This is a genomic window from Stagnihabitans sp. (assembly GCF_964946895.1).
Genome location: NZ_CBBQHX010000002.1, coordinates 11,809 through 29,959 on the forward strand (window position 1 = coordinate 11,809; position 18,151 = coordinate 29,959).

At 65.2% G+C, this 18,151-nt stretch carries 19 protein-coding genes; 6 read left to right on the plus strand and 13 right to left on the minus strand.

Annotated features, from left to right (window positions below):
• The first annotated feature begins 313 nt into the window (after positions 1-313).
• The 4 genes from AC1Y2B_RS01590 to AC1Y2B_RS01605 are packed head-to-tail and all read left to right on the plus strand — an operon-like array spanning position 314 to position 3,398.
• Positions 314-1,327, plus strand: a complete 1,014-nt coding sequence (locus tag AC1Y2B_RS01590; protein ID WP_482251293.1) for an alpha/beta hydrolase — start codon at positions 314-316, stop codon at positions 1,325-1,327.
• Complete coding sequence (locus AC1Y2B_RS01595) at positions 1,320-2,144, plus strand: methyltransferase family protein (protein ID WP_482251294.1); 825 nt, start codon at positions 1,320-1,322, stop codon at positions 2,142-2,144. Before AC1Y2B_RS01590 ends, AC1Y2B_RS01595 begins: the two co-directional genes overlap by 8 nt.
• Complete coding sequence (ubiG, locus tag AC1Y2B_RS01600; RefSeq protein ID WP_482251295.1) at positions 2,125-2,910, plus strand: bifunctional 2-polyprenyl-6-hydroxyphenol methylase/3-demethylubiquinol 3-O-methyltransferase UbiG; 786 nt, start codon at positions 2,125-2,127, stop codon at positions 2,908-2,910. Before AC1Y2B_RS01595 ends, ubiG begins: the two co-directional genes overlap by 20 nt.
• Positions 2,907-3,398: a pyridoxamine 5'-phosphate oxidase family protein gene (locus AC1Y2B_RS01605; RefSeq protein WP_482251296.1), complete on the plus strand. Its 492-nt coding sequence runs from the start codon at positions 2,907-2,909 to the stop codon at positions 3,396-3,398. The genes ubiG and AC1Y2B_RS01605 overlap by 4 nt, the downstream gene beginning before the upstream one ends.
• A 268-nt stretch (positions 3,399-3,666) precedes the next feature.
• Here the strand turns inward: AC1Y2B_RS01605 and AC1Y2B_RS01610 are convergent, their stop codons facing one another.
• Positions 3,667-4,548, minus strand: a complete 882-nt coding sequence (locus AC1Y2B_RS01610) for a helix-turn-helix domain-containing protein (protein ID WP_482251297.1) — start codon at positions 4,546-4,548, stop codon at positions 3,667-3,669.
• Between the two features lie 51 nt (positions 4,549-4,599).
• Here AC1Y2B_RS01610 and pobA point away from each other — a divergent pair, with 51 nt between their 5' ends.
• The gene (gene pobA / locus AC1Y2B_RS01615) at positions 4,600-5,769 is read left to right on the plus strand and encodes a 4-hydroxybenzoate 3-monooxygenase (RefSeq protein ID WP_482251298.1); all 1,170 of its coding nucleotides are present in this window, start codon (positions 4,600-4,602) and stop codon (positions 5,767-5,769) included.
• 64 nt (positions 5,770-5,833) lie between these two features.
• Here pobA and AC1Y2B_RS01620 read toward each other — a convergent pair whose 3' ends face one another.
• The 5 genes from AC1Y2B_RS01620 to pcaD all read right to left on the minus strand — a co-directional run bounded on the left by AC1Y2B_RS01620 (position 5,834) and on the right by pcaD (position 9,735).
• Positions 5,834-7,165, minus strand: coding sequence for a lyase family protein (locus AC1Y2B_RS01620; RefSeq protein WP_482251299.1), 1,332 nt, complete (start codon positions 7,163-7,165; stop codon positions 5,834-5,836).
• A complete protein-coding gene (pcaG, locus tag AC1Y2B_RS01625; RefSeq protein ID WP_482251300.1) occupies positions 7,165-7,779 on the minus strand; it encodes a protocatechuate 3,4-dioxygenase subunit alpha in 615 nt (204 codons plus the stop codon). Before pcaG ends, AC1Y2B_RS01620 begins: the two co-directional genes overlap by 1 nt.
• 63 nt (positions 7,780-7,842) lie before the next feature.
• Complete coding sequence (pcaH, locus tag AC1Y2B_RS01630) at positions 7,843-8,583, minus strand: protocatechuate 3,4-dioxygenase subunit beta (protein ID WP_482251301.1); 741 nt, start codon at positions 8,581-8,583, stop codon at positions 7,843-7,845.
• A complete protein-coding gene (pcaC, locus tag AC1Y2B_RS01635) occupies positions 8,580-8,963 on the minus strand; it encodes a 4-carboxymuconolactone decarboxylase (protein ID WP_482251302.1) in 384 nt (127 codons plus the stop codon). Before pcaC ends, pcaH begins: the two co-directional genes overlap by 4 nt.
• On the minus strand, positions 8,956-9,735 hold the full coding sequence (pcaD, locus tag AC1Y2B_RS01640; RefSeq protein ID WP_482251303.1) for a 3-oxoadipate enol-lactonase: 780 nt from the start codon (positions 9,733-9,735) through the stop codon (positions 8,956-8,958). The genes pcaC and pcaD overlap by 8 nt, the downstream gene beginning before the upstream one ends.
• 93 nt (positions 9,736-9,828) lie before the next feature.
• Here pcaD and AC1Y2B_RS01645 point away from each other — a divergent pair, with 93 nt between their 5' ends.
• Complete coding sequence (locus tag AC1Y2B_RS01645) at positions 9,829-10,725, plus strand: LysR substrate-binding domain-containing protein (RefSeq protein ID WP_482251304.1); 897 nt, start codon at positions 9,829-9,831, stop codon at positions 10,723-10,725.
• A gap of 129 nt (positions 10,726-10,854) precedes the next feature.
• Here the strand turns inward: AC1Y2B_RS01645 and AC1Y2B_RS01650 are convergent, their stop codons facing one another.
• From AC1Y2B_RS01650 to AC1Y2B_RS01680, 7 genes are all read right to left on the minus strand, one after another.
• Positions 10,855-11,616 (minus strand): SDR family NAD(P)-dependent oxidoreductase, encoded by a 762-nt coding sequence (locus AC1Y2B_RS01650; protein WP_482251305.1) that lies wholly within the window; start codon positions 11,614-11,616, stop codon positions 10,855-10,857.
• A gap of 1 nt (position 11,617) precedes the next feature.
• Entirely contained in the window at positions 11,618-12,319 is a 702-nt protein-coding gene (locus AC1Y2B_RS01655; RefSeq protein WP_482251306.1) for an ABC transporter ATP-binding protein, read from the minus strand.
• Complete coding sequence (locus AC1Y2B_RS01660) at positions 12,316-13,032, minus strand: ABC transporter ATP-binding protein (RefSeq protein ID WP_482251307.1); 717 nt, start codon at positions 13,030-13,032, stop codon at positions 12,316-12,318. The genes AC1Y2B_RS01655 and AC1Y2B_RS01660 overlap by 4 nt, the downstream gene beginning before the upstream one ends.
• Positions 13,029-14,015, minus strand: coding sequence for a branched-chain amino acid ABC transporter permease (locus tag AC1Y2B_RS01665; protein ID WP_482251308.1), 987 nt, complete (start codon positions 14,013-14,015; stop codon positions 13,029-13,031). Before AC1Y2B_RS01665 ends, AC1Y2B_RS01660 begins: the two co-directional genes overlap by 4 nt.
• On the minus strand, positions 14,015-14,971 hold the full coding sequence (locus AC1Y2B_RS01670) for a branched-chain amino acid ABC transporter permease (RefSeq protein ID WP_482251309.1): 957 nt from the start codon (positions 14,969-14,971) through the stop codon (positions 14,015-14,017). Before AC1Y2B_RS01670 ends, AC1Y2B_RS01665 begins: the two co-directional genes overlap by 1 nt.
• Positions 14,972-15,062: 91 nt before the next feature.
• Positions 15,063-16,316 (minus strand): ABC transporter substrate-binding protein, encoded by a 1,254-nt coding sequence (locus tag AC1Y2B_RS01675; RefSeq protein WP_482251310.1) that lies wholly within the window; start codon positions 16,314-16,316, stop codon positions 15,063-15,065.
• A gap of 55 nt (positions 16,317-16,371) precedes the next feature.
• On the minus strand, positions 16,372-17,988 hold the full coding sequence (locus tag AC1Y2B_RS01680) for a GMC family oxidoreductase (protein WP_482251311.1): 1,617 nt from the start codon (positions 17,986-17,988) through the stop codon (positions 16,372-16,374).
• Positions 17,989-18,151 lie beyond the last annotated feature (163 nt).

Consider the following 18,151-nt stretch of genomic DNA (forward strand, 5'->3'; position numbering starts at 1 on the left):
GTGGCAGAATGCCAAGGCTGCGGGGACCAACTCTGGCCTTGGGAATACGTTCCCCTTGAACGCCCGGCTCGTCGGCCAATGCCGTGAACGTGACAGGATGCAGCGCAGGCGCGTCACCCACCCAACGCGTTGTCCGGACCGGGACGCAGGCCAAGGTTGAAGCGTGCCACAGTGGCCGCAACCTTGCCGACCAAACGGACCGCGGCGTCAGCGCGAAGGGCCTTTGATCTTTGGGGAACCAAACGCCGTGGGCTTCGTTCCCTTTGCACTGCGCTGCCCCGATCCATCCTGCATTCGCGTAAAGGACCACGTCATGACAGATCAAGCCCCTGCGGTGAAACAGACGCCTGCTGAAGCGGCCCCAATGGCCAGCCCTGCCCCGCAAATGCAGGCTGTGCTGGACAAACTGGCGGCTTTGGGCGCCAAGCCCTTGCACACCCTGACGATCGAGGCCGCGCGCGCTCAGGCCACTCCGGCCGATGCTGTGGCCGCCGTGATGGCCGCGCGCCAGATCCTGCCCGGTGCGGAAGGCAGCATCCAGACCCGCGACATGGTCATTTCAGGACCGGCAGGCGACATCAAGGCTCGGGTTTACGCGCCGTCCGGGGCGGGACCATTTCCGGTGGTTGTCTATTACCACGGCGGTGGCTGGGTCATTGCCGGCATCGACACCTATGACGCCTCGGCCCGCGCCTTGGCGTTGGGGGCCGACGTGGTCGTGCTGTCCTGCCACTACCGTCAGGCGCCGGAAGACATCTTCCCGGCGGCCCATGTCGATGCCTATGCCGCCTATTTCTGGGCGATTGGCCATATGGAGGACCTGAATGGCCAGCCCGGTCAGATCGCTGTCGCCGGGGAAAGTGCCGGGGCCAATCTGGCCACCAACGTGGCGCTGATGGCGCGTGATGCACGCATCACCCTGCCCCTGCACCAGTTGCTGGTCTATCCGGTGGCTGGCAATGACATGGACACACCGTCCTATCTTGAAAACGCCACCGCCGCTCCGCTGGGCAAGGCCGACATGGCGTGGTTTGTCGAGAATGTCTTTGCCCCCCTTGAGGACGCGGCCGACCCCAGGATCGACCTTTCACCGCGGGTTGATCTGCAGGCCTTGCCAACCACCACCCTGATCCTTGCGCAGATTGATCCCCTGCGCTCTGAAGGGCTGGAATACGGGGCTGCCTTGCTGGCGGCAGGGGTGCCGGTCGAGATGCGCATCTACGACGGTGTCACCCATGAATTCTTCGGCATGGGTGCCGTAGTGCCGCAGGCGGCCGAGGCGATGGCGTTTGCCACGGCACGGCTGCGTCAGGCACTTCATGTCTGACGGGGCAGACCTGCCCCTGCACCGGGCGGCAAGGCTGGCCGCCGGGTGCCTTGACCCGCCGCCGGGCCGGGCGCGGATTGCGCTGGCACTCGCCTACGGAACCCTGACTCATCTGGCCTTCCTTGCCGGCGTCGGGGCCATGATGCTGGCCATGTTCTTCGGCCTCAGCCGCAGTTGGGGAAGGGTGCCCCAGCCCTTTGACCTGTTGGCAAATCTGGCGTTGATCCTGCAATTCCCGCTGCTGCACTCGGCCCTTCTCAGCCCTTGGGGCAGGGGCTGGCTGACCCGCCTGATCCCCGGTCCGCATGGCCATGCCCTGTCGACCACCACCTATGCCTTGATCGCCTCGCTGCAACTGCTGATGCTGTTTGTGCTGTGGACCCCATCGGGCAATGTCTGGTGGCAGGCCGAGGGCTGGAGCCTTGCGCTGCTGAGTGCCGCCTATGCTGCGGCGTGGCTCTTGCTGCTGAAGGCCATTCTTGATGCCGGGATCGAGTTGCAGGTGGGCGCCTTGGGCTGGATGTCCGTGCTGCAAGACATCCCCGTGCGGTTTCCGGATCTGCCACAGGGTGGCCTGTTCCGCCTGATCCGCCAGCCGATCTACGTGGCCTTTGCCGCAACCTTGTGGACGGTGCCGATCTGGACGCCCGACCAGTTGGAACTGGCCATCGGCTTCACCGCCTACTGTGTGCTGGCTCCCCGCCGCAAAGAGGCGCGGTTTGTAGCGCTGCACGGCAACCGTTTCCGGGACTATCAAAGCCGGGTGCCCTACATGATGCCAAACCTGAGGGCCAAAGATGACCAGAACGCGCAATGACCTGACGATCTATGACAGGGCGGCCAAACACTGGTGGTCCGACGAAATCCGCTGGGTGCGCACCTTGCAGAACATGGTCCCGGCGCGCTTGGGCTATTTCGACAGGTTCATCGCCTGGCCGGGTGCCAGGGTGCTGGACCTTGGCTGCGCGGGCGGTTTCATGTCGGAGGGACTGGCGCAGCGCGGCGCCGTGGTCACCGGCATCGACCCCGCCGCCGATGCCATCGCTGCCGCACGGGACCACGCCGAAGAGACCGGACTGACACTAAGCTATGACGTGGGCTCGGGCGAGGCGCTGCCTTATCCTGACGCCAGCTTCGATGCGGTGGTTTGTGTTGATGTGCTGGAACATGTCACCGACCTGCCCCGTGTTCTGGCCGAGACCGCCCGTGTCCTGCGCCCGGGCGGGCTGTTCCTGTTTGACACGATCAACCGCACGGGCCTTGCCAGACTGGTGACCATCACGGTAGCCGAGGGACTGCTTGGCCTGCTGCCCCATGGCACCCACGACCCCGCGATGTTCATCACCCCGGCCGAGATGCGCCTCGCCCTCGCCAAGGCCGGTCTGATCCCGGGCCGCTTCACCGGCCTTGGTCCCACCGGCCTGAACCGGCGGCTTGACCTGACCTTTGGCCTCTGGCCCGGCACCGCCGTCATCTACATCGGCACAGCCGTAAAACCGGCCACCCTTTGGGCGCCGCCAAAGGGAACCAGACCCCGGTTGCGCGCGTTGTCCTTGGCAACTCCAAAGGAGCGTCCCCGATGAACCATGATGCAGACATCACAGCCGATTTCTGGAAACGCCTGCGCTCGGACCACCTCGTCATGCTGGGGCTGGAGGATGAGCTTCCGACCAGCCTGCGCCCGATGACCGCTCAGGTGGACGGCGATGCCGATACCGGCCCGATCTGGTTCTTTTCATCGACATCGGCCTCACTGGTGCAGGCCATGGCAGAGCACGACCTTGCCGTGTTCAGCTTTGTCTCGAAGGGTCAGGATATCTTTGCCACCGTGCACGGCCATCTGATCCGCTCGACCGACCGGTCGACCATTGACCGGCTTTGGAACCCGGCCGTGGCGGCTTGGTACAAGGGCGGCAAGGATGATCCGGCGTTGGCTTTGCTGCGCTTCGATCCGACCCGGGCGGAGATCTGGCGTGATGCAACCGGCTTCCTGGCAGGCTTGAGCCTGCTGTTCGGGACCGATCCAAAGCCCGATCCCAAGGCCAACGTGGCCAAGGTCGCGCTGGTCTGACACGCTTTGGCGGCCTTCGCGCGGCATTTGGCCTTTTAGCCACCTTGGGCAAGCAGGCTAAGGGCCACATCGTCGGCAGCCCAGGCGGTCTGGCCAATAGACCCCAGCTTTGCCCGTGCTGTAGACTTGCAAACCGGCGCGTGCGGCGTGACGGGCATGGGCACGCGATGGGCCCACCCGGCCGAACGCGACAGGCCGCAGGTTCCTCCGCCACGACATCGCCCGGGCCACTGTCAGGACACACCGCAAGATTCCGGCCTGCCATCCGCTAACGATCAAACCCGGCCCGGTAAGCGCTTGGTGACAAACGGAGATTGCGCTGAAAGGCCCGGCTGAAATAGGCCGGATCATCGAAGCCAAGATGGTAGCCAATCTGCTGGACGCTCATCCGTGTGTAGACCAACAGGCGGCAGGCCTCGCGCATCTTCTGCGCCTCGAAATAGCGTTGCGCGGTCATTCCGGTCTCGGCCTTGCACAGCCGGCTGAGGTGGCGGGCCGACAGGCCAAGCGCTTCGGCAAGGGCATCCAGACTGAAGCGTCGGGTGACCTGATCGCGCACCATCGCGGCAAAGCGCTGGATGCGCGGGTCAAGCGAGGCCGGGCCAATGTGAAGTTCCATATCCTTTTCAAGCACTTGCGCCACCAGCGCGGCGGCCTCGGCGCGCAGCAGGGTCTGGCGGAAGGCCACGTTTCCCGCATGGGCCCGGGCCAGAGCCGCGAAGCGCTGGCAGAGCGTGGCATCGGGAACGAGGGTGAAGACGCGGGCCAGGGCGGCGGCGGTTTCGGCGGGGGCGGTGAAAAGCTCGGGGAAGTCGTCGGCGGGAAGGGTCACCACGTGACCTTCGGTTCCGGCGGAGAAGGAAAAGCTGTGCACCGTGCCGCGCGGGATGTTGATGACGATGGGCGACATGACGGTTTGCGGCCGGTCGTCCAGTGTCAGGTGAATGTCCCCGGATGTCAGAAGAAACAGCTGGTGCAGATGCAAATGACGGTGCGCCGCGATGGTCCAATCAAGGCCAGCGGCGCGGTCAACCACTTGTTCCACATGCAAAATATCCGGGAAGCCATTGACTTCACCATAGAGTTGCCAGGTGGGGACTTGGGCTTGGGTCATGGCCGGAAAGTACCAGAGGAAGTGCTGTCCGTCCATTCCCTTGCGGGGCGTTTTGGTCAAGATGGCCGGGCGAACCTGGGAGGGAACATGCGCACCAAAGTGGCCATCATCGGGGCGGGGCCTTCGGGGCTTTTGCTGTCTCAACTGCTCAATCTGGCGGGGATCGAAACCGTTGTTCTGGAACGGAAATCCCGGGACTATGTGCTGGGCCGCATCCGGGCTGGCGTGCTGGAGTGGACGACCGTTGAGCTGCTGCGTGCGGCTGGGGTCGGGGCGCGGATGGACCGGGAGGGGATGGTTCATGACGGCTGCTATTTGTCCAGCAATAACAAGATGTTCCGGGTCGATTTCCATGAGGCTTGCGGCAAGCAGGTGATGGTTTACGGGCAGACCGAGGTGACCCGTGATCTGTACGATGCACAGGACGCTTTGGGGGCTTCGGTCATCCATGACGCCGAGGACGTGGTTTTGCATGGGTTGGAGACTGATGCGCCTTGGGTTACCTATACTATAGGTGGTGTGCCGCAGCGGGTGGATTGTGACTATGTGGCGGGGTGTGACGGGTTCCACGGGGTCAGCCGGCAGACCATTCCCGAAGGGGTTCGGCGGGAGTACGAAAAGGTCTATCCCTTTGGTTGGCTTGGGGTTTTGTCGCGCACGCCGCCGGTGGCAGAGGAATTGATCTATGCCGCGCATGACCGGGGATTTGCCCTGTGCTCGATGCGGAATGCGAATTTGTCGCGCTACTATATACAGGTGCCGTTGACCGATGCGGTCGAGGATTGGTCGGATGAGGCGTTTTGGGCGGAGTTGAAGCTGCGCTTGCCGGAAAGTGCGGCCAAGTCATTGATCACAGGGCCTTCTATCGAGAAATCCATCGCGCCGCTGCGGTCTTTCGTGACCGAGCCGATGCGGTGGGGACGGTTGTTTCTGGTGGGGGATGCGGCGCATATCGTGCCGCCGACCGGGGCGAAAGGGCTGAACCTTGCGGCCTCGGATGTGTATTATTTGTCAAAGGGAATCAAGGACTTCTATGGCGCGGGGGATTCGTCGGGGCTGGAGGGATACTCGGAAAAGGCCCTTGCCCGCATCTGGAAGGCGATGCGGTTTTCCTGGTCGATGACGACGATGATGCACCGCTTCCCGGACTTCAACGCCTATGAGCGGCGGATGCAGGATACCGAGATGGCGACGCTGGCGACCTCGGACACCGCGCGGAAACTGATGGCGGAGAACTACACCGGGCTGCCGTTTTGAGGTGCAGGGTTTGCGTCCTGCACCCGTCGTTTATCCGTAGTTCTTTTGTAGCTACACGCCGGACTTAGGTGGAAGACGTCGCAAAGGCCCGCGCCTCGGCGGGGGCCTGACCCAGCATGTCTTTTTGAAGGGCGGCGCGCCAGGTCGTGTCCGGCCAGGTCTTGTCCGGATAGTGCAAGTCGGCGAGGGTCAGAAGGTGGGTGCCTTGGGCAGCCTCCAGGCAGAGGGCCTTGACCTTGGCTGCGGCCTCTGGCCGGGGCATGCGGAGGGCGAGGGCGAAGGTCAGCGCCTCGGCAAAGATCACGCCGTTTCCGGCATCGAGGCCCTGTTGCATCGCCTCGGGGTTGGGGTGGATGCGGGTTGCGAGGTCTGTGGCGAGAGCGAGGGCTTTCGCCGACAGGATGCAGAGTTGCGGCAGGCTGAGCCATTCGGTGAACCATGCCGCACCGTCGCGTTGCTGGCGGTGGAGGGTAGCGCCTTGAAGGGCTGAGTTGAGGGCCACGGCTTGTCTTGCGATGGCGACGAGGACCGAGGGGCCGACCGGGTTCTGCTTTTGCGGCATGGTGGAGGAGGCCCCTGCCCCGCTGATCGTCACCTCGTTCAGGCCGGACTGGGTGAGGAGGATCAGGTCTTCGCCCATCTTGGCCAGAAGCGCGGTCAGGGTGGTGAGCCATGCCGACAGGGCGGCGATGCCGGAGCGGTCTGTGTGCCAGGATGCGCCGGGGTCGCTGAGGTTGAGCGCCTTGGCGAGGGCGGCGCGGACCTGCGGGCCTTGCGGACCCATGGCCGCGAGGGTGCCTGCGGCCCCGGAAAGGGAGACTTGGGTGACGTGCGCGGTGACGGCCGCAAGGTGGGCGCGGTGGGTCAGGATGGGGCGGCCCCAGCTGGCGACGACCGCGCCGAACGAGGTGGGGGTGGCGGCTTGGCCGTAGGTGCGGGCGGCCATGGCGGTTTCGGCATGGGTTTGGGCGAGGTGGCCCAAGGCAGGGATCAGCAGGTTCAGTCTTGTGTCGAAGATGGTCAGCATCCGGCGCAGGCGGAGGGCCAAGGCGGTGTCCATGATGTCTTGGCTGGTGGCGCCCCAATGCAGGAAGGCGGCGTGTTCGGGCGCTTCGGCGGCTTTGCGGAAGGCTGCGACGAGGGCGGGGATCGGGACGCCGTTGGTGGCGGTGTCTTGGGCGAGGCCTGCGGGGTCGATTTGCAGTTCGAAGCTGGCGCGGTGCAGGAAGGCTCCGGCGGTTTCGGGGATGACGCCGAGGGTGCCCTGGACCTTGGCGAAGGTGCCAAGGGTGAGCATGAGGGCGCGGATTTCGGCAGAGTCGGTGAAGAGGGCCGCCACTTCGTCATCATTGAAGAGGTGGCGGTACAGGGCGGAGTCGGCGGGGCTGGCGGGCATCAGATATCCATGAAAACGGTCTCACCCTCGCCTTGCAGGCGGATGTCGAAGCGATAGTGGCCCGGCGCTACGGCGGTGGCAATGAGGGTTGCCACGCGGTGCCGCTGTTCGATGGTGCGCAGGATCGGGTCGTTGGTGTGGAGGGCTTCGTCTTCGGGGAAATAGACGCGGGTGTTGAGGCCGATGTTGATGCCGCGAGAGACCAGCCAGAGGGAGATGTGGGGGGCTTGGGTTGTGCCTTGGCGGCCGGGGACGGGGCCGGGTTTGATGGTGTTGATGGTCCAGAGGCCGGTGTCGAAGTTGGTGATGATGCGGCCCCAGCCTTTGAAACCTTTGGCGACATGCGCCACGCGGGGGTCTTCGGGGTGGGGGTAGATGCCGTTGGCATCGGCCTGCCAAGTCTCGATCAGGACGTCTTTGACGGGGGCGCCGGTGCCGTCGGTCACAAGGCCCTCGATGGTGATGCGCTCTCCGGGGGTGCCTTCGGGGGCGATGGTTTGGCCCAGTTCCTGTTCGAAGAGGTGGAAGCCTGCGGCGCCGGGGGCGAGGCCGATGTGGACATAGGGGCCGGCGGTTTGGGAGGGGGTTTCTTGCAGGTAGTGGAGCGATTGCATCTCAGTTTCCTCTTTTTCGCATGTTCGAACCGGAAAACCGGTTCCCACTTTTCCTGAACATGCTCAGTTCCCCTCGGGCTTGTTTTCAAAGAGCGTGGAGCGGCGGCCTCGAAGCACGATGTCGAATTTGTAGGCGAGGCAGTCCATCGGCACGGCGGTGTTGAGGTCTAGGGGGGCGATCAGGCGGCCTGCGTCGGCGAGGTTGGGCAGCGTGTTGACGATGGGGCATTTGGCGATGAGGGGGTCGCCTTCGAAATACATCTGGGTGATCAGGCGTTGGCTGAAAGAGGAGCCAAAGACCGAGACGTGAATGTGGGCGGGGCGCCAGGAGTTGACGTAGTTCAGCCAGGGATAGGGGCCGGGTTTGACGGTGCGGAAGAAGTAGTAGCCGTTTTCGTCGGTGAGGGTGCGACCGCAGCCGCCGAAGTTGGGGTCGATGGGGGCGAGGTAGGTGTCTTTCTTGTGGCGGTAGCGGCCGCTGGCATTGGCTTGCCAGATTTCTACCAGCGTATGGGGCACGGGTTTGGCGTTTTCGTCGAGGACGCGGCCGTGGACGATGATGCGCTCTCCGATCGGCAGGCCGCCGTGGCCGTAGTTCAGGGTCAGGTCGTTGTCGAGGGGGCCAAGGTCAGAGTGGCCGAAGGTGGGGCCGGTGATCTCGGACACGGTTTGGTGCATCGTCAGGAGGGGGAGGCGGGGGGAGCGGGGGACGCTGGTCTTGTAGCCGGGGTGGTGCGCGGGCGGCTGGAGGGCGCGGTCGCGCATGTAGAATTCGGCAAGTCTTTCTGCGGGCTTCAGGGTCATTTGGTGGCCTCTCGCATTTGGGCGAAGGTGTCTTTGGCGATCTTGATGGCGTGGTTGGCGCGGGGAACCCCGGCGTAGATGGCGACGTGGAGGAGCGATTCCATGACGTCGGATTCGCTGGCGCCGGTGTTGGCGGTGGCGCGGATGTGCATGGCAAGCTCGTGGTCGTTGCCGAGGCCCGCCAGCAGCGCGATGGTCAGCATGGAGCGTTCGCGCAAGGTGATGGTGTCGCGGGACCAGACGTGGCCCCAGGCGGCGTCGGTGATGAGGGATTGGAAGGGCTGGTCGAATGGGGTCTTGGCGGCCTCGGCTCGGTTGACGTGGGCGTCACCGAGGACTTTGCGGCGGGTGGCCATGCCTTGGGTTTGCATGTCAGGCATGGAGGCCTCCGAGGAAGGTTGCGATGGCTTGGGCTGTCGCTGCGGGCGCGTCGATGGCCGGGATGTGGCCGGAGCCTTGGAGTTCAAGGACTTGGGCGTTTGGTATCAGGGCGGCGGTTTCGCGGACGAGGGTGGGTGGGGTGGATTGGTCTTCTGATCCGGCGATCAGCAGGGTGGGGATTTTGACTTGGGTCAGGCCCGCGCGCAGGTCGGCCTTGGCGAGGGCGCGGCAGGTTTGCAGGTAGCCTGCGGGGTCGCTGCGCAAGAGCATGGTGCGCCACGGCAGGTGCTCGGGGCTGTCGAGGAAGGCTTTGGGGAACCAGCGTTGCAGGATGGTGTCGGCGATGGAGGCGATGCCGCCGGTTTCGATGGCGCTGATGCGGGCGGCCCAGCTTTCGGCGGTGCCGATCTTGGCGGCGGTGTTGGAGAGGATGAGGGCTTGGGCTCGGGTGGCGTGATGAATGGCGACAGCTTGAGCCACCATGCCGCCGACGGAGCAGCCGGCGATGGTGGCTTTGTCGATGCCGAGGTGGTCGAGGAGGGATATGGCGTCGGCGGCGATGTCTTCGACCGTCCAGTCAGCGGAGGGGGTGGCGCTGAGGCCGTGGCCGCGCTTGTCGAAGCGGATCGTACGGTGGGACAGAAGGGGCGTGACGGCGTCCCACATGCGCAGGTCGGTGCCAAGGGAATTGGCGAACAGGACGGCGGGGGCGTCTTTCGGGCCCTCGTCCTTGTAGTGCAGGTGGCCCCAGGGGCGGATCAATACGCTCATTTAAGAAGATTTGGCATGGGCTTCCTCCGGTCTTGGTTTTCGCATAATCATTTGCGGCGGGATACTGAGAAATCATGCGTTTGGGATAGCGAAATGGTTATGCATTCAGGCGTGAAGCTGCGGCAGATCCGGGTTTTCCTGCAGATTGCGGACTCGGGGGGGTTGACGGCGGCGGCTGAGGTTCTCGGGCTGTCGCAGCCTGCGGTGTCGAAATCGCTGGCGGAGCTGGAGGATTTGCTGGGGGCCTTGCTGTTTCAAAGGCTGGGGCGACGGATGGTTCTGACGCCGGAGGGCGAGGGATTTCGGCGGCATGCGCGCGAGGCGGTGGCGGCTTTGGATGCTGGCGCGCAGGGGGTGCGGGGGGAAGGTTTGCGGCAGCGGGTGTCGGTGGGGTTGTTGCCGACGGTCTCGACGCGGTTCTTTCCCAAGGTGGTGGGGCGGTTTCTGGAGGGGCGTCCGGCGGTGACCTTGTCGATTGAAACGGGGTCACATCCGTTCTTGCTGCAGAAGCTGCGGGCGCGGCAGATGGATTTGATGATTGGCCGGATGCCCAATGCGGCGGAGATGGCGGGGGTTTCGTTCGAGTATCTGTACGAGGAGCCGATCATTGCGGTGGTTCGGGCCGGGCATCCGGGCGCGCGGGAGGGGATTGGGCGGATCTTGCGGGAGTATCCGGTGATCCTGCCGACGCGGGAGTCTATCATCCGGAAGAATGTGGACGAGTATCTGGGGGCTTTGGGGCTGGCGGGGTTGGAGCCTGCGGTGGAGACTTCGACCCTGGCGCTGGGGCGGGGGTTGCTGTTGGCCTCGGACGCGGTGTGGTTCATTTCCAAGGGTGTGGTGGAGAATGAGGTGGAGGCGGGGGTGTTGGGGGCGGTGGCCCTGGGGGCGACGTTTTTGTCGGGGGCGGTGGGGATGACGACGTTGGAGGGGGTGGAGGTGCCGGGGGCGGTGGGGGTTTTGATGCGGCTGTGTCGGGAGGCTTTGTAGGCGACGGAAGCGAGGGGTTTCACACCCCTCGCGCTCCACGCCAAAAGAGCGAGGGGTTTCACACCCCTCGCGCTCCCCGTGGGATATTTGGGCCTAGATGAATGGAAATTTTAGATAAGTTTTAGGGGGTTAGATGGCCATGCCGCCGTCAACGGAATGGGTGGTGCCGGTGACGAAGGATGAGAGGTCGGAGGCGAGGTAGAGGACGGCGTTTGCGATTTCGTCGGGGGTGGCGTGGCGGCCCATGGGGATGGCGTCGTTGAAGAATTGGGTGGCGTTGCGGTGAAGGATGGGGGTGAGGTCATCCTCGACGGCTTGTTGGAAGGCGTTGGCGACGGGGCCGGGGTTGAGGGTGTTGACGCGGATGCCGCGCGGGGCGAGTTCTTTGGCGAGGACGCGCATCAGGCCGGTTTGGGCGTGTTTGGCGGTGATGTAGGCGTAGACGCCGGGATCACCGCGCAGGCCTGCGACGGAGGAAGTGATGATGATGGAGCCTCCGGCGCGCATGTGGGGGGTGGCGTATTTGGCGGCGAGGAAGGCGCCCTTGACGTGGGTGGCCATGACGGCGTCGAAGGTTTCGGTGGGGTAGTGGGCGATGGGGGCGACGGTGCCGAAGTTGCCGGCGTTGGAGAAGAGGATGTCGAGGCGGCCGAAGCGGGCGATTGTGGCGGCGATGTAGGCTTGGGTTTGAGCCTCGTCTGCGACGTCGGCGGTCAGGGTCAGGGTTTCGGGGCCGAGGTCTGCGGCGGCTTTGGCGAGGGCCTTTTCGTTGCGGTCGACGAGGGCGATATTCACACCTTGGGATTTCAGGAGGCGGGCGGTGGCGAGGCCTATGGAGCCTGCGCCGCCGGTGATGAGGGCGGTTTTGCCTTGGAGGTTGAGGAGGTCCATTTCAGACTCCGAAGTAGGCGTTTTGCAGGAGGGTTTTGTCGGCGATCAGGGCTGCGGCGGGGCCGGAAGAGCGCATTTTGCCCGAGCGCAGGACGACGGCGGTTTCGGCGATGGACAGGGCGAGGTCGGTGAACTGCTCGATCAGGAGGATGCCCACGCCTTGGGATTTCAGGGTGGTGACGACGGAGAGCAGGCGTTTGACGATGAGGGGGGCGAGGCCCAGGGACATCTCGTCAATCAGGAGGTAGCGGGGGGCGCACATCAGGGCGTGGCCCAGGGCGAGCATCTGTTGCTGACCGCCGGAGAGGGTGCCGGCGAGTTGGGGTTTACGCTCGGCCAGTTCGGGGAAGGTGGCGTAGACATGGGCGAGTTGGGCTTGGGCTTTGGTGCCCATCAGGGCGCCTGCGGCGCGGAGGTTATCGTCGACGGACAGCATGGTGAGGACGCGGTGGCCCTCGGGGACGGCGGCAATCCCTGCGCGGCGGATGGCTTCGGGGGTGGGTTTCAATGGTTGGCCGTCGAGGGTGACGGTGCCGGCACTGATCGGCAGCAAGCCTGCGAGGGCGAGGACGAGTTCGGATTTGCCGGCACCGTTGGCGCCGATGACGGCGGTGACCTGACCGGGTTCTATGGAGAGGGAGACGCCGGACAGGAGGGTGCGGGTGCCGTCGGTGACGGAAAGGTTCTGGACGGTGAGGGTCATGCGATATCCTCGGTGCCGAGGTAGGCGGCTTTGACTTTGGGATCGGCGAGGACTTGCGCGGTGGGGCCGAAGGCGATGCGGCGGCCGAAGTCGAGGACGAGGGTTTCGGTGCAGACGCGGGAGATCAGCTCGACATCGTGGTCGATGACGAGGGTTTGCGCGCCGGTGAGGGCGTGGATGCCAAGGATCAGGTCGCCGAGGCGGTGGGTTTCCTCGACCGAGAGGCCGCCGGCGGGTTCGTCGAAGAGGATGAGCTTGGGGTCGCCGACGAGGCAGCGGGCCATGTCGGTGAGGCGGCGTTCGTAGCCGGAGAGGAGCGCGCCGGGTTTATGGGCGCGGTCTTTCAGGCCGACGAGGGCCAGCATCTTTTCGGCCTCGGCCCGTTTGGCGGAGAGGCCGCCGAGGCGGTGGTCGAGTTGGACGAGGACGTTTTCAAGGACGGTCAGGTCGTCGGCGATCTGCTCTTTCTGGAAGGAGCGGCGCAGGCCCAAGTGGGCGCGTTTGTGCGGGGGGTGGGTCAGGATGTTCTGGCCGTTCACCACGACGCGGCCGCCTTTGGCGGTGACGAAGCCGGAGATGACGTTCATCAGGGTGGTTTTGCCGGCACCGTTCGGGCCGATGATGCCGCCGATCGGGGCGGTGAAGGTTGCCGTGATGGCGTTCAGGGCGATGACGCCGCCGAAACGGACGAGGACCTGGTCGATTTCGATCATTTGGTGCCCCTATGGGTCAGGGCGCGGGCGGCGTCGAAGATCTGGCCCGCGATGCCGTTGGGGGCGGTGATCAGGGCGTGGAGGAGGCCCACGCCGAAGATGACATAGGCGAGGTCGGCGTTGACGCCCCAGGTGGAGAGGAGTGCGGGCAGGATGCGGTAGAGGAAGGCGGCGATGACGGGGCCGAGCCAGTAGCGCGCGCCGCCCACCACGGCGAGGGCGAAGAGGAGTATGCTTTCGGGGGAGCGGAAGGTGCCATCGTCCAACAGGCCGAGGCTTGCCGCCAGCAATGCGCCGGACGCGCCCGCCAGCAGGCCTGCGATGCCGAAGGCCCAGGTTTTGTAGAGCGTGACGTTGACGCCGGCGGCCATCGCGGCGGCCTCGGACTTGCGGATCAGGGCCCAGGCGCGGCCGGGGGCGGTGCGGCGGTGCGCCTCGATCAAGAGGAAGCCGAGGGTGGTCATGAGGATGACGTAGCGCAGGAAGGCTTCGGGGGTCTGGGCGAGCAGGGGGCCGCGGAAGGGGTCGGTGGAGCCGATCTTCACGCCCCAAAAACCGGTGCCGCCATTGGGGAACTGGAAGGTGGAGAAGAGGATCTCGAGCCCGCCGGCGGCCATCAGGGTGACGAGGGCGAGGTAGAGGCCGCGCATGCGCAGAGCTGGCAGGGCGAGGAGCCAGCCGAAGACCATGGTGGCGAGGGCGGCGAGGATCAGGTTGACCTCGAACGGGAAATTGAAGGCGTAGTTCAGGCGCAGGGTGACCCAGCCGCCGATGCCCATCAGGCCGACTTGGGTGAGGGAGACCATGCCGAGGCGGGCGTACATGAAGGCGACACCGGCGGCGGCCATGGTGAAGCAGGCGGCGGAGGTCAGCACGCTCATCCAGTACGATCCTGCGATTGCGGGCAGGATGGTGAAGGCTGCGGCGGCGAGGATCAGGCCTGCGGCGCCCGAGGGGGTGATGCGGAAGAGGGAGCGGTCCATCAGGAGCGGCCTGCGAAGAGGAGGCGGCTGCCGCGCTGATTGTAGAGGAGAACGAGGGCCGCGATGACGAAGGGGGCGATGGGGCGGACGCCTTTGAGGGTGGGGGAGAGGGTCAGCATGGATTCAATGACGCCCATAGACAGGCCGCCGATCAGGACGAGGCCGAGGTTGTCAAGCCGGCCCGAGAGGGCGGCGGCGATGGAGGGGATGACCATGAAGGTGATGACCACGGGTTCAAGGCGGATCAGATTGGCGAACATCAGGCCGGTGAAGCCGGCCAGAAGGCCTGCGATGGCCCAAGCGATGGTTTCCACCTTCAGGATCGGGATGCCGAGGAGGGCCGAGAGGTCTCGGTCATTCGCCACAGCGCGCATTTGCAGGCCAATTTCGGTGCGGCCGAGGAAGGCATAGATGCCGATGCAGATGGCGACCGAAGCCGCGAAGGCCAGCACGCGGGTGCCGGTGACCTTGAGGCCGAGAAGGGTGAGGCCGATGGAATCGGTGGGCAAGCCAAGCGAGCGCGGGTCATCGGGCCAGCTGTAGGAGACGAGGCCGAGGAGGATCAGGGCAAAGCCGAGGGTGGCCACGGCTTTGACAACGGTTTCGCGGTAGGCCAGCAGGGGGGCAATGAAGCGGCCATAGGCCAGCGTCAGGATCAGGGCGACCATGATGCAGGAGAGCCACGCAAGGGGGGGCCAGAAGCCCCATTGGGTGATCTGCCATGCGGTCATGGCACCTGCGGCGCCGGCGGCTCCGGAGGAGAAGTTGAGGACACCCGAGGCGCGGAACAGGACGACCATGCCGATGCCGCCAAGCGCGTAAAGCGAGCCGACCGCGAGGCCCGCGGTGATGAACATACCGGCGACGGCGAGCGGTTTGCCCCAGGCCAGCCACAGCAGGGTGGCGGCCATCAGGGCGATATAAAGCGCCCAGTTGATAAGCGAGGTTCTGGTCATGGCACCATGTCCGGGACAGGGGTGCGCCAGCCGGGCAAGCGGCTGGCGCGGGGATATTTGGCTGGGTCAGCCGACCGGGCTGACGCAGGTTTTAGCGAAGGCCCAGTTTCTTTTCGAGGTCGATGTGGCGGGCGAAGTAATCGCTTTCATACTCGGTGCAGTTCTGGACGATCTCGTAGCCGCCCTTGCTGACCTTGACGACATAGCCCGCGTGGTTGGGCATGTGGAAATCAGCATCGCCGACATAGTAGGGGCCGCACATCAGATCAGACTTGTAGCCGACGATGCCCTTGATCGCGGCGGCAACCTTGGCGCGGTCGTCGAGGTCTTTGGGGTCCATGGCCAAGGCGGCCTTGGTGAAGAACTCGGCAGCGAGATAGCCGGATTGGCTGAACGTGTCGCGCGGGTCAGTCTTCTTGCCGAAGGCGTCCATCACGGCGACCCAGTTTTGCGCATCCGGGCCGTTGACCGAAACCGGGGCCAGTTCGGCCTGCACATAGAGCTTGCCGTCCCAATAGTCGCCAATCGCGGCAGGCACGGACAGGTCATACATCGTGGTCGGCGCAATCCAGTTGTAGCTGTCGCGCAGGTTCTGCTCTTGCGCGGCTTTCAGGACGGCGATGGCAAGGCCCGAGGGCAGGTTCAGCAGGATGGTGTCAGCCCCGGAGGCCACGGCCTCCAGCAGGGCCGAGTTCACGTCGGGCGCGCCGGGGTTCAGCATGGCCATGGAGCCGGTGCCGCCGCGCTTGGTCATCATGTCGATGACGGCCTGGCAGGACCACACACCGTTGTCGGGGATGTTCAGGCCGATGCAGGCCACGTTCTTGGCGCCCAAGGTGGCCTGCGCATATTCGGCGGCGCCGAGGTCGGAGGGCAGCGGGCCTTCGTTGGTGGAAACGATGTTGGAGGATTCAAAGCACTCGGAAATGGCGCAGGCCGAGGCCATGACCATGATGCCGGCGTCCTTGTAGGTCTTGGCGTTGACGGCCATTTCGATGAAGGAACCGTTGCCGACAAGGGCCACGGCCTTGTCGTCGTTCACCAGCTTTGCCGCCGCCTGAGCCGCCGCTTCCGGCGCCCATTGGTCGTTTTCGACGCGGTAGTCGATGGGGCGGCCATTGATGCCGCCGTTGGCGTTGACGCAGGCGAAATAGGCCGCTGCCGCGTCGGTCGAGGACGACCAGTCGCCCGGCGCGCCGTTGGCAAAGATGCCGCCGATGACGATGGGCGCGCCGGTGGCCGGTTGCCCGGTGGTGGCCCCGCAGGTGACGGCAGCCGAGGCTTGGCCTGCGATCGCCATGATCCCCATGGCGATGAGCGCCATAAGCCCTTTCTTCAGTTCCATTCTTTCCTCCTCCGTTGCAGTTTTCTTGCTGTCAGGCCTTTTGCTGGCCCTTTGGTCAGCCTTGGGTCCGTTTTCGGTCCTCAAGGATCATGTCGGCCGCCTTTTCCGCGATCATGATCGCGGGGGCGTTGGTGTTTCCCGATACAATGTTTGGCATGATCGAGGCATCCACGACGCGCAGGCGTTTCACCCCGTGAACCTTGAGGCGCGGGTCGACCACGGCCTGCGGGCCGGTGCCCATCGCGCAGGTGCCGACCGGGTGGTAGACGGTGCGGGCATTGGCGCGGATATAGGCGCGAAGGGCGTCGTCGGACTGGGCGGTGGGGCCGGGGATGACCTCGGTCAGGCCGTGGCGGGCCATTGGGGTCTGGGCGAGGATGGCGCGGGCAAGGCGGACGCCGCGCATCAGGCGGGCCATGTCGTTTGGCGCGGTCAGAAGGCCAAGGTCGATGTCAGGCGGGCCTTCTGGGCGGCTGCGGGTGACCGAGCCCCGGCTTTCGGGGCGCAGGACGCAGGTGTGCAGGCTGACGCCGTGGCCGTATTCCACCATGCGGCCCCGGTGGCTTTTGCGGCCGGGGATGATGTGGAACTGGATGTCGGGGCGCGGTTCGGAGGGTTGCGAGCGGACGAAGCCGCCCGCTTCCACCATGTTCGAGGACAACATGCCCCGGTGGGTGGTGATCCAGCGCAGGGCGTCGAGGGCCAGTCGCGGCAGGGCCTTCAGGCTGATGCCGTAGGGCGTGGTGGAGCGGCTTTGGCAGATCACCATGACGTCGACATGGTCTTGCAGGTTCTGGCCGACGCCGGGCAGGTCGTGCTGCGGCGTGCCACCTGCGGCGGTGATCTGGGCGGCGGGACCGATGCCGGAGCGCAGCAGGATGTCGGGGGAGCCTATGGCGCCGGCGGACAGGATCACCTCGGCCCGGGCGTGCAGGGTGCGGGTCTGGCCGTTGTGGCGCAGGGTGACGCCGGTGGCGGTGGCCTCGGTCAGGTTGAGGTGGTGGACTTCGGCATGGGTCAGGAGGGTGAGGTTGGGGCGGGATTTCACCGGTGTCAGGAAGGCGCGGGCGGTGGAGTGGCGTTTGCCGTCCTTTTGCGTGACTTGGTAGAGGCCCATGCCTTCAGGTTCCGGGGCGTTGAAATCGGCGCAGGGGCGCAGTTGCAGGTCGCCTGCGGCGGCGATGAAATCGCGGTCGATGAGGTTGGGGTCCTGAAGGTCGGACACGGTCAGCGGGCCATCGGTGCCGTGATAGGTGGGGTCAAGGGCGGCATTGCGGTTCGCCTCGGAGCGTTTGAAGTAGGGCAGCAGGGTCTCGTAGTCCCAGCCTTCGCAGCCCGCTGCGGCCCAGGCGTCGTAATCGGCCTTGTGGCCGCGGATATAGATCATGCCGTTGATGGCGGAACTGCCGCCCAGCACCTTGCCACGCGGGATCGAGACTTTGCGGCCATCCAGCGCGGTTTGCGGGGTGGAGGCGTAGAGCCAGTTGTGCCTGGGGTCTTTTGACAGCCACATCACGCCGAGGGGGATGTTGATCAGGGGGCTGCGGTCGGGCGGCCCCGCCTCGATCAGGCAGACGGTCAGTTTGGGGTCGGCGGACAGGCGATTGGCCAGAACGGCGCCCGAGGACCCTGCCCCGACGATCACGTAATCGAATGTCGACCCTTCTGTCATATGCAGCCTGATCCCGTTTGCGGAGGCGGCTTTGAAGCGATGCAAGGCCCCGCTGCGACCACAGGTCACAGCCGGTCGGCGGATGCCACCCTTGCAGACTTTGAAAGACCCTCCCGGCCCCTGTGCCGGGGCTTGCGAATCAATCTAGTCTTTGGGTCTTTGG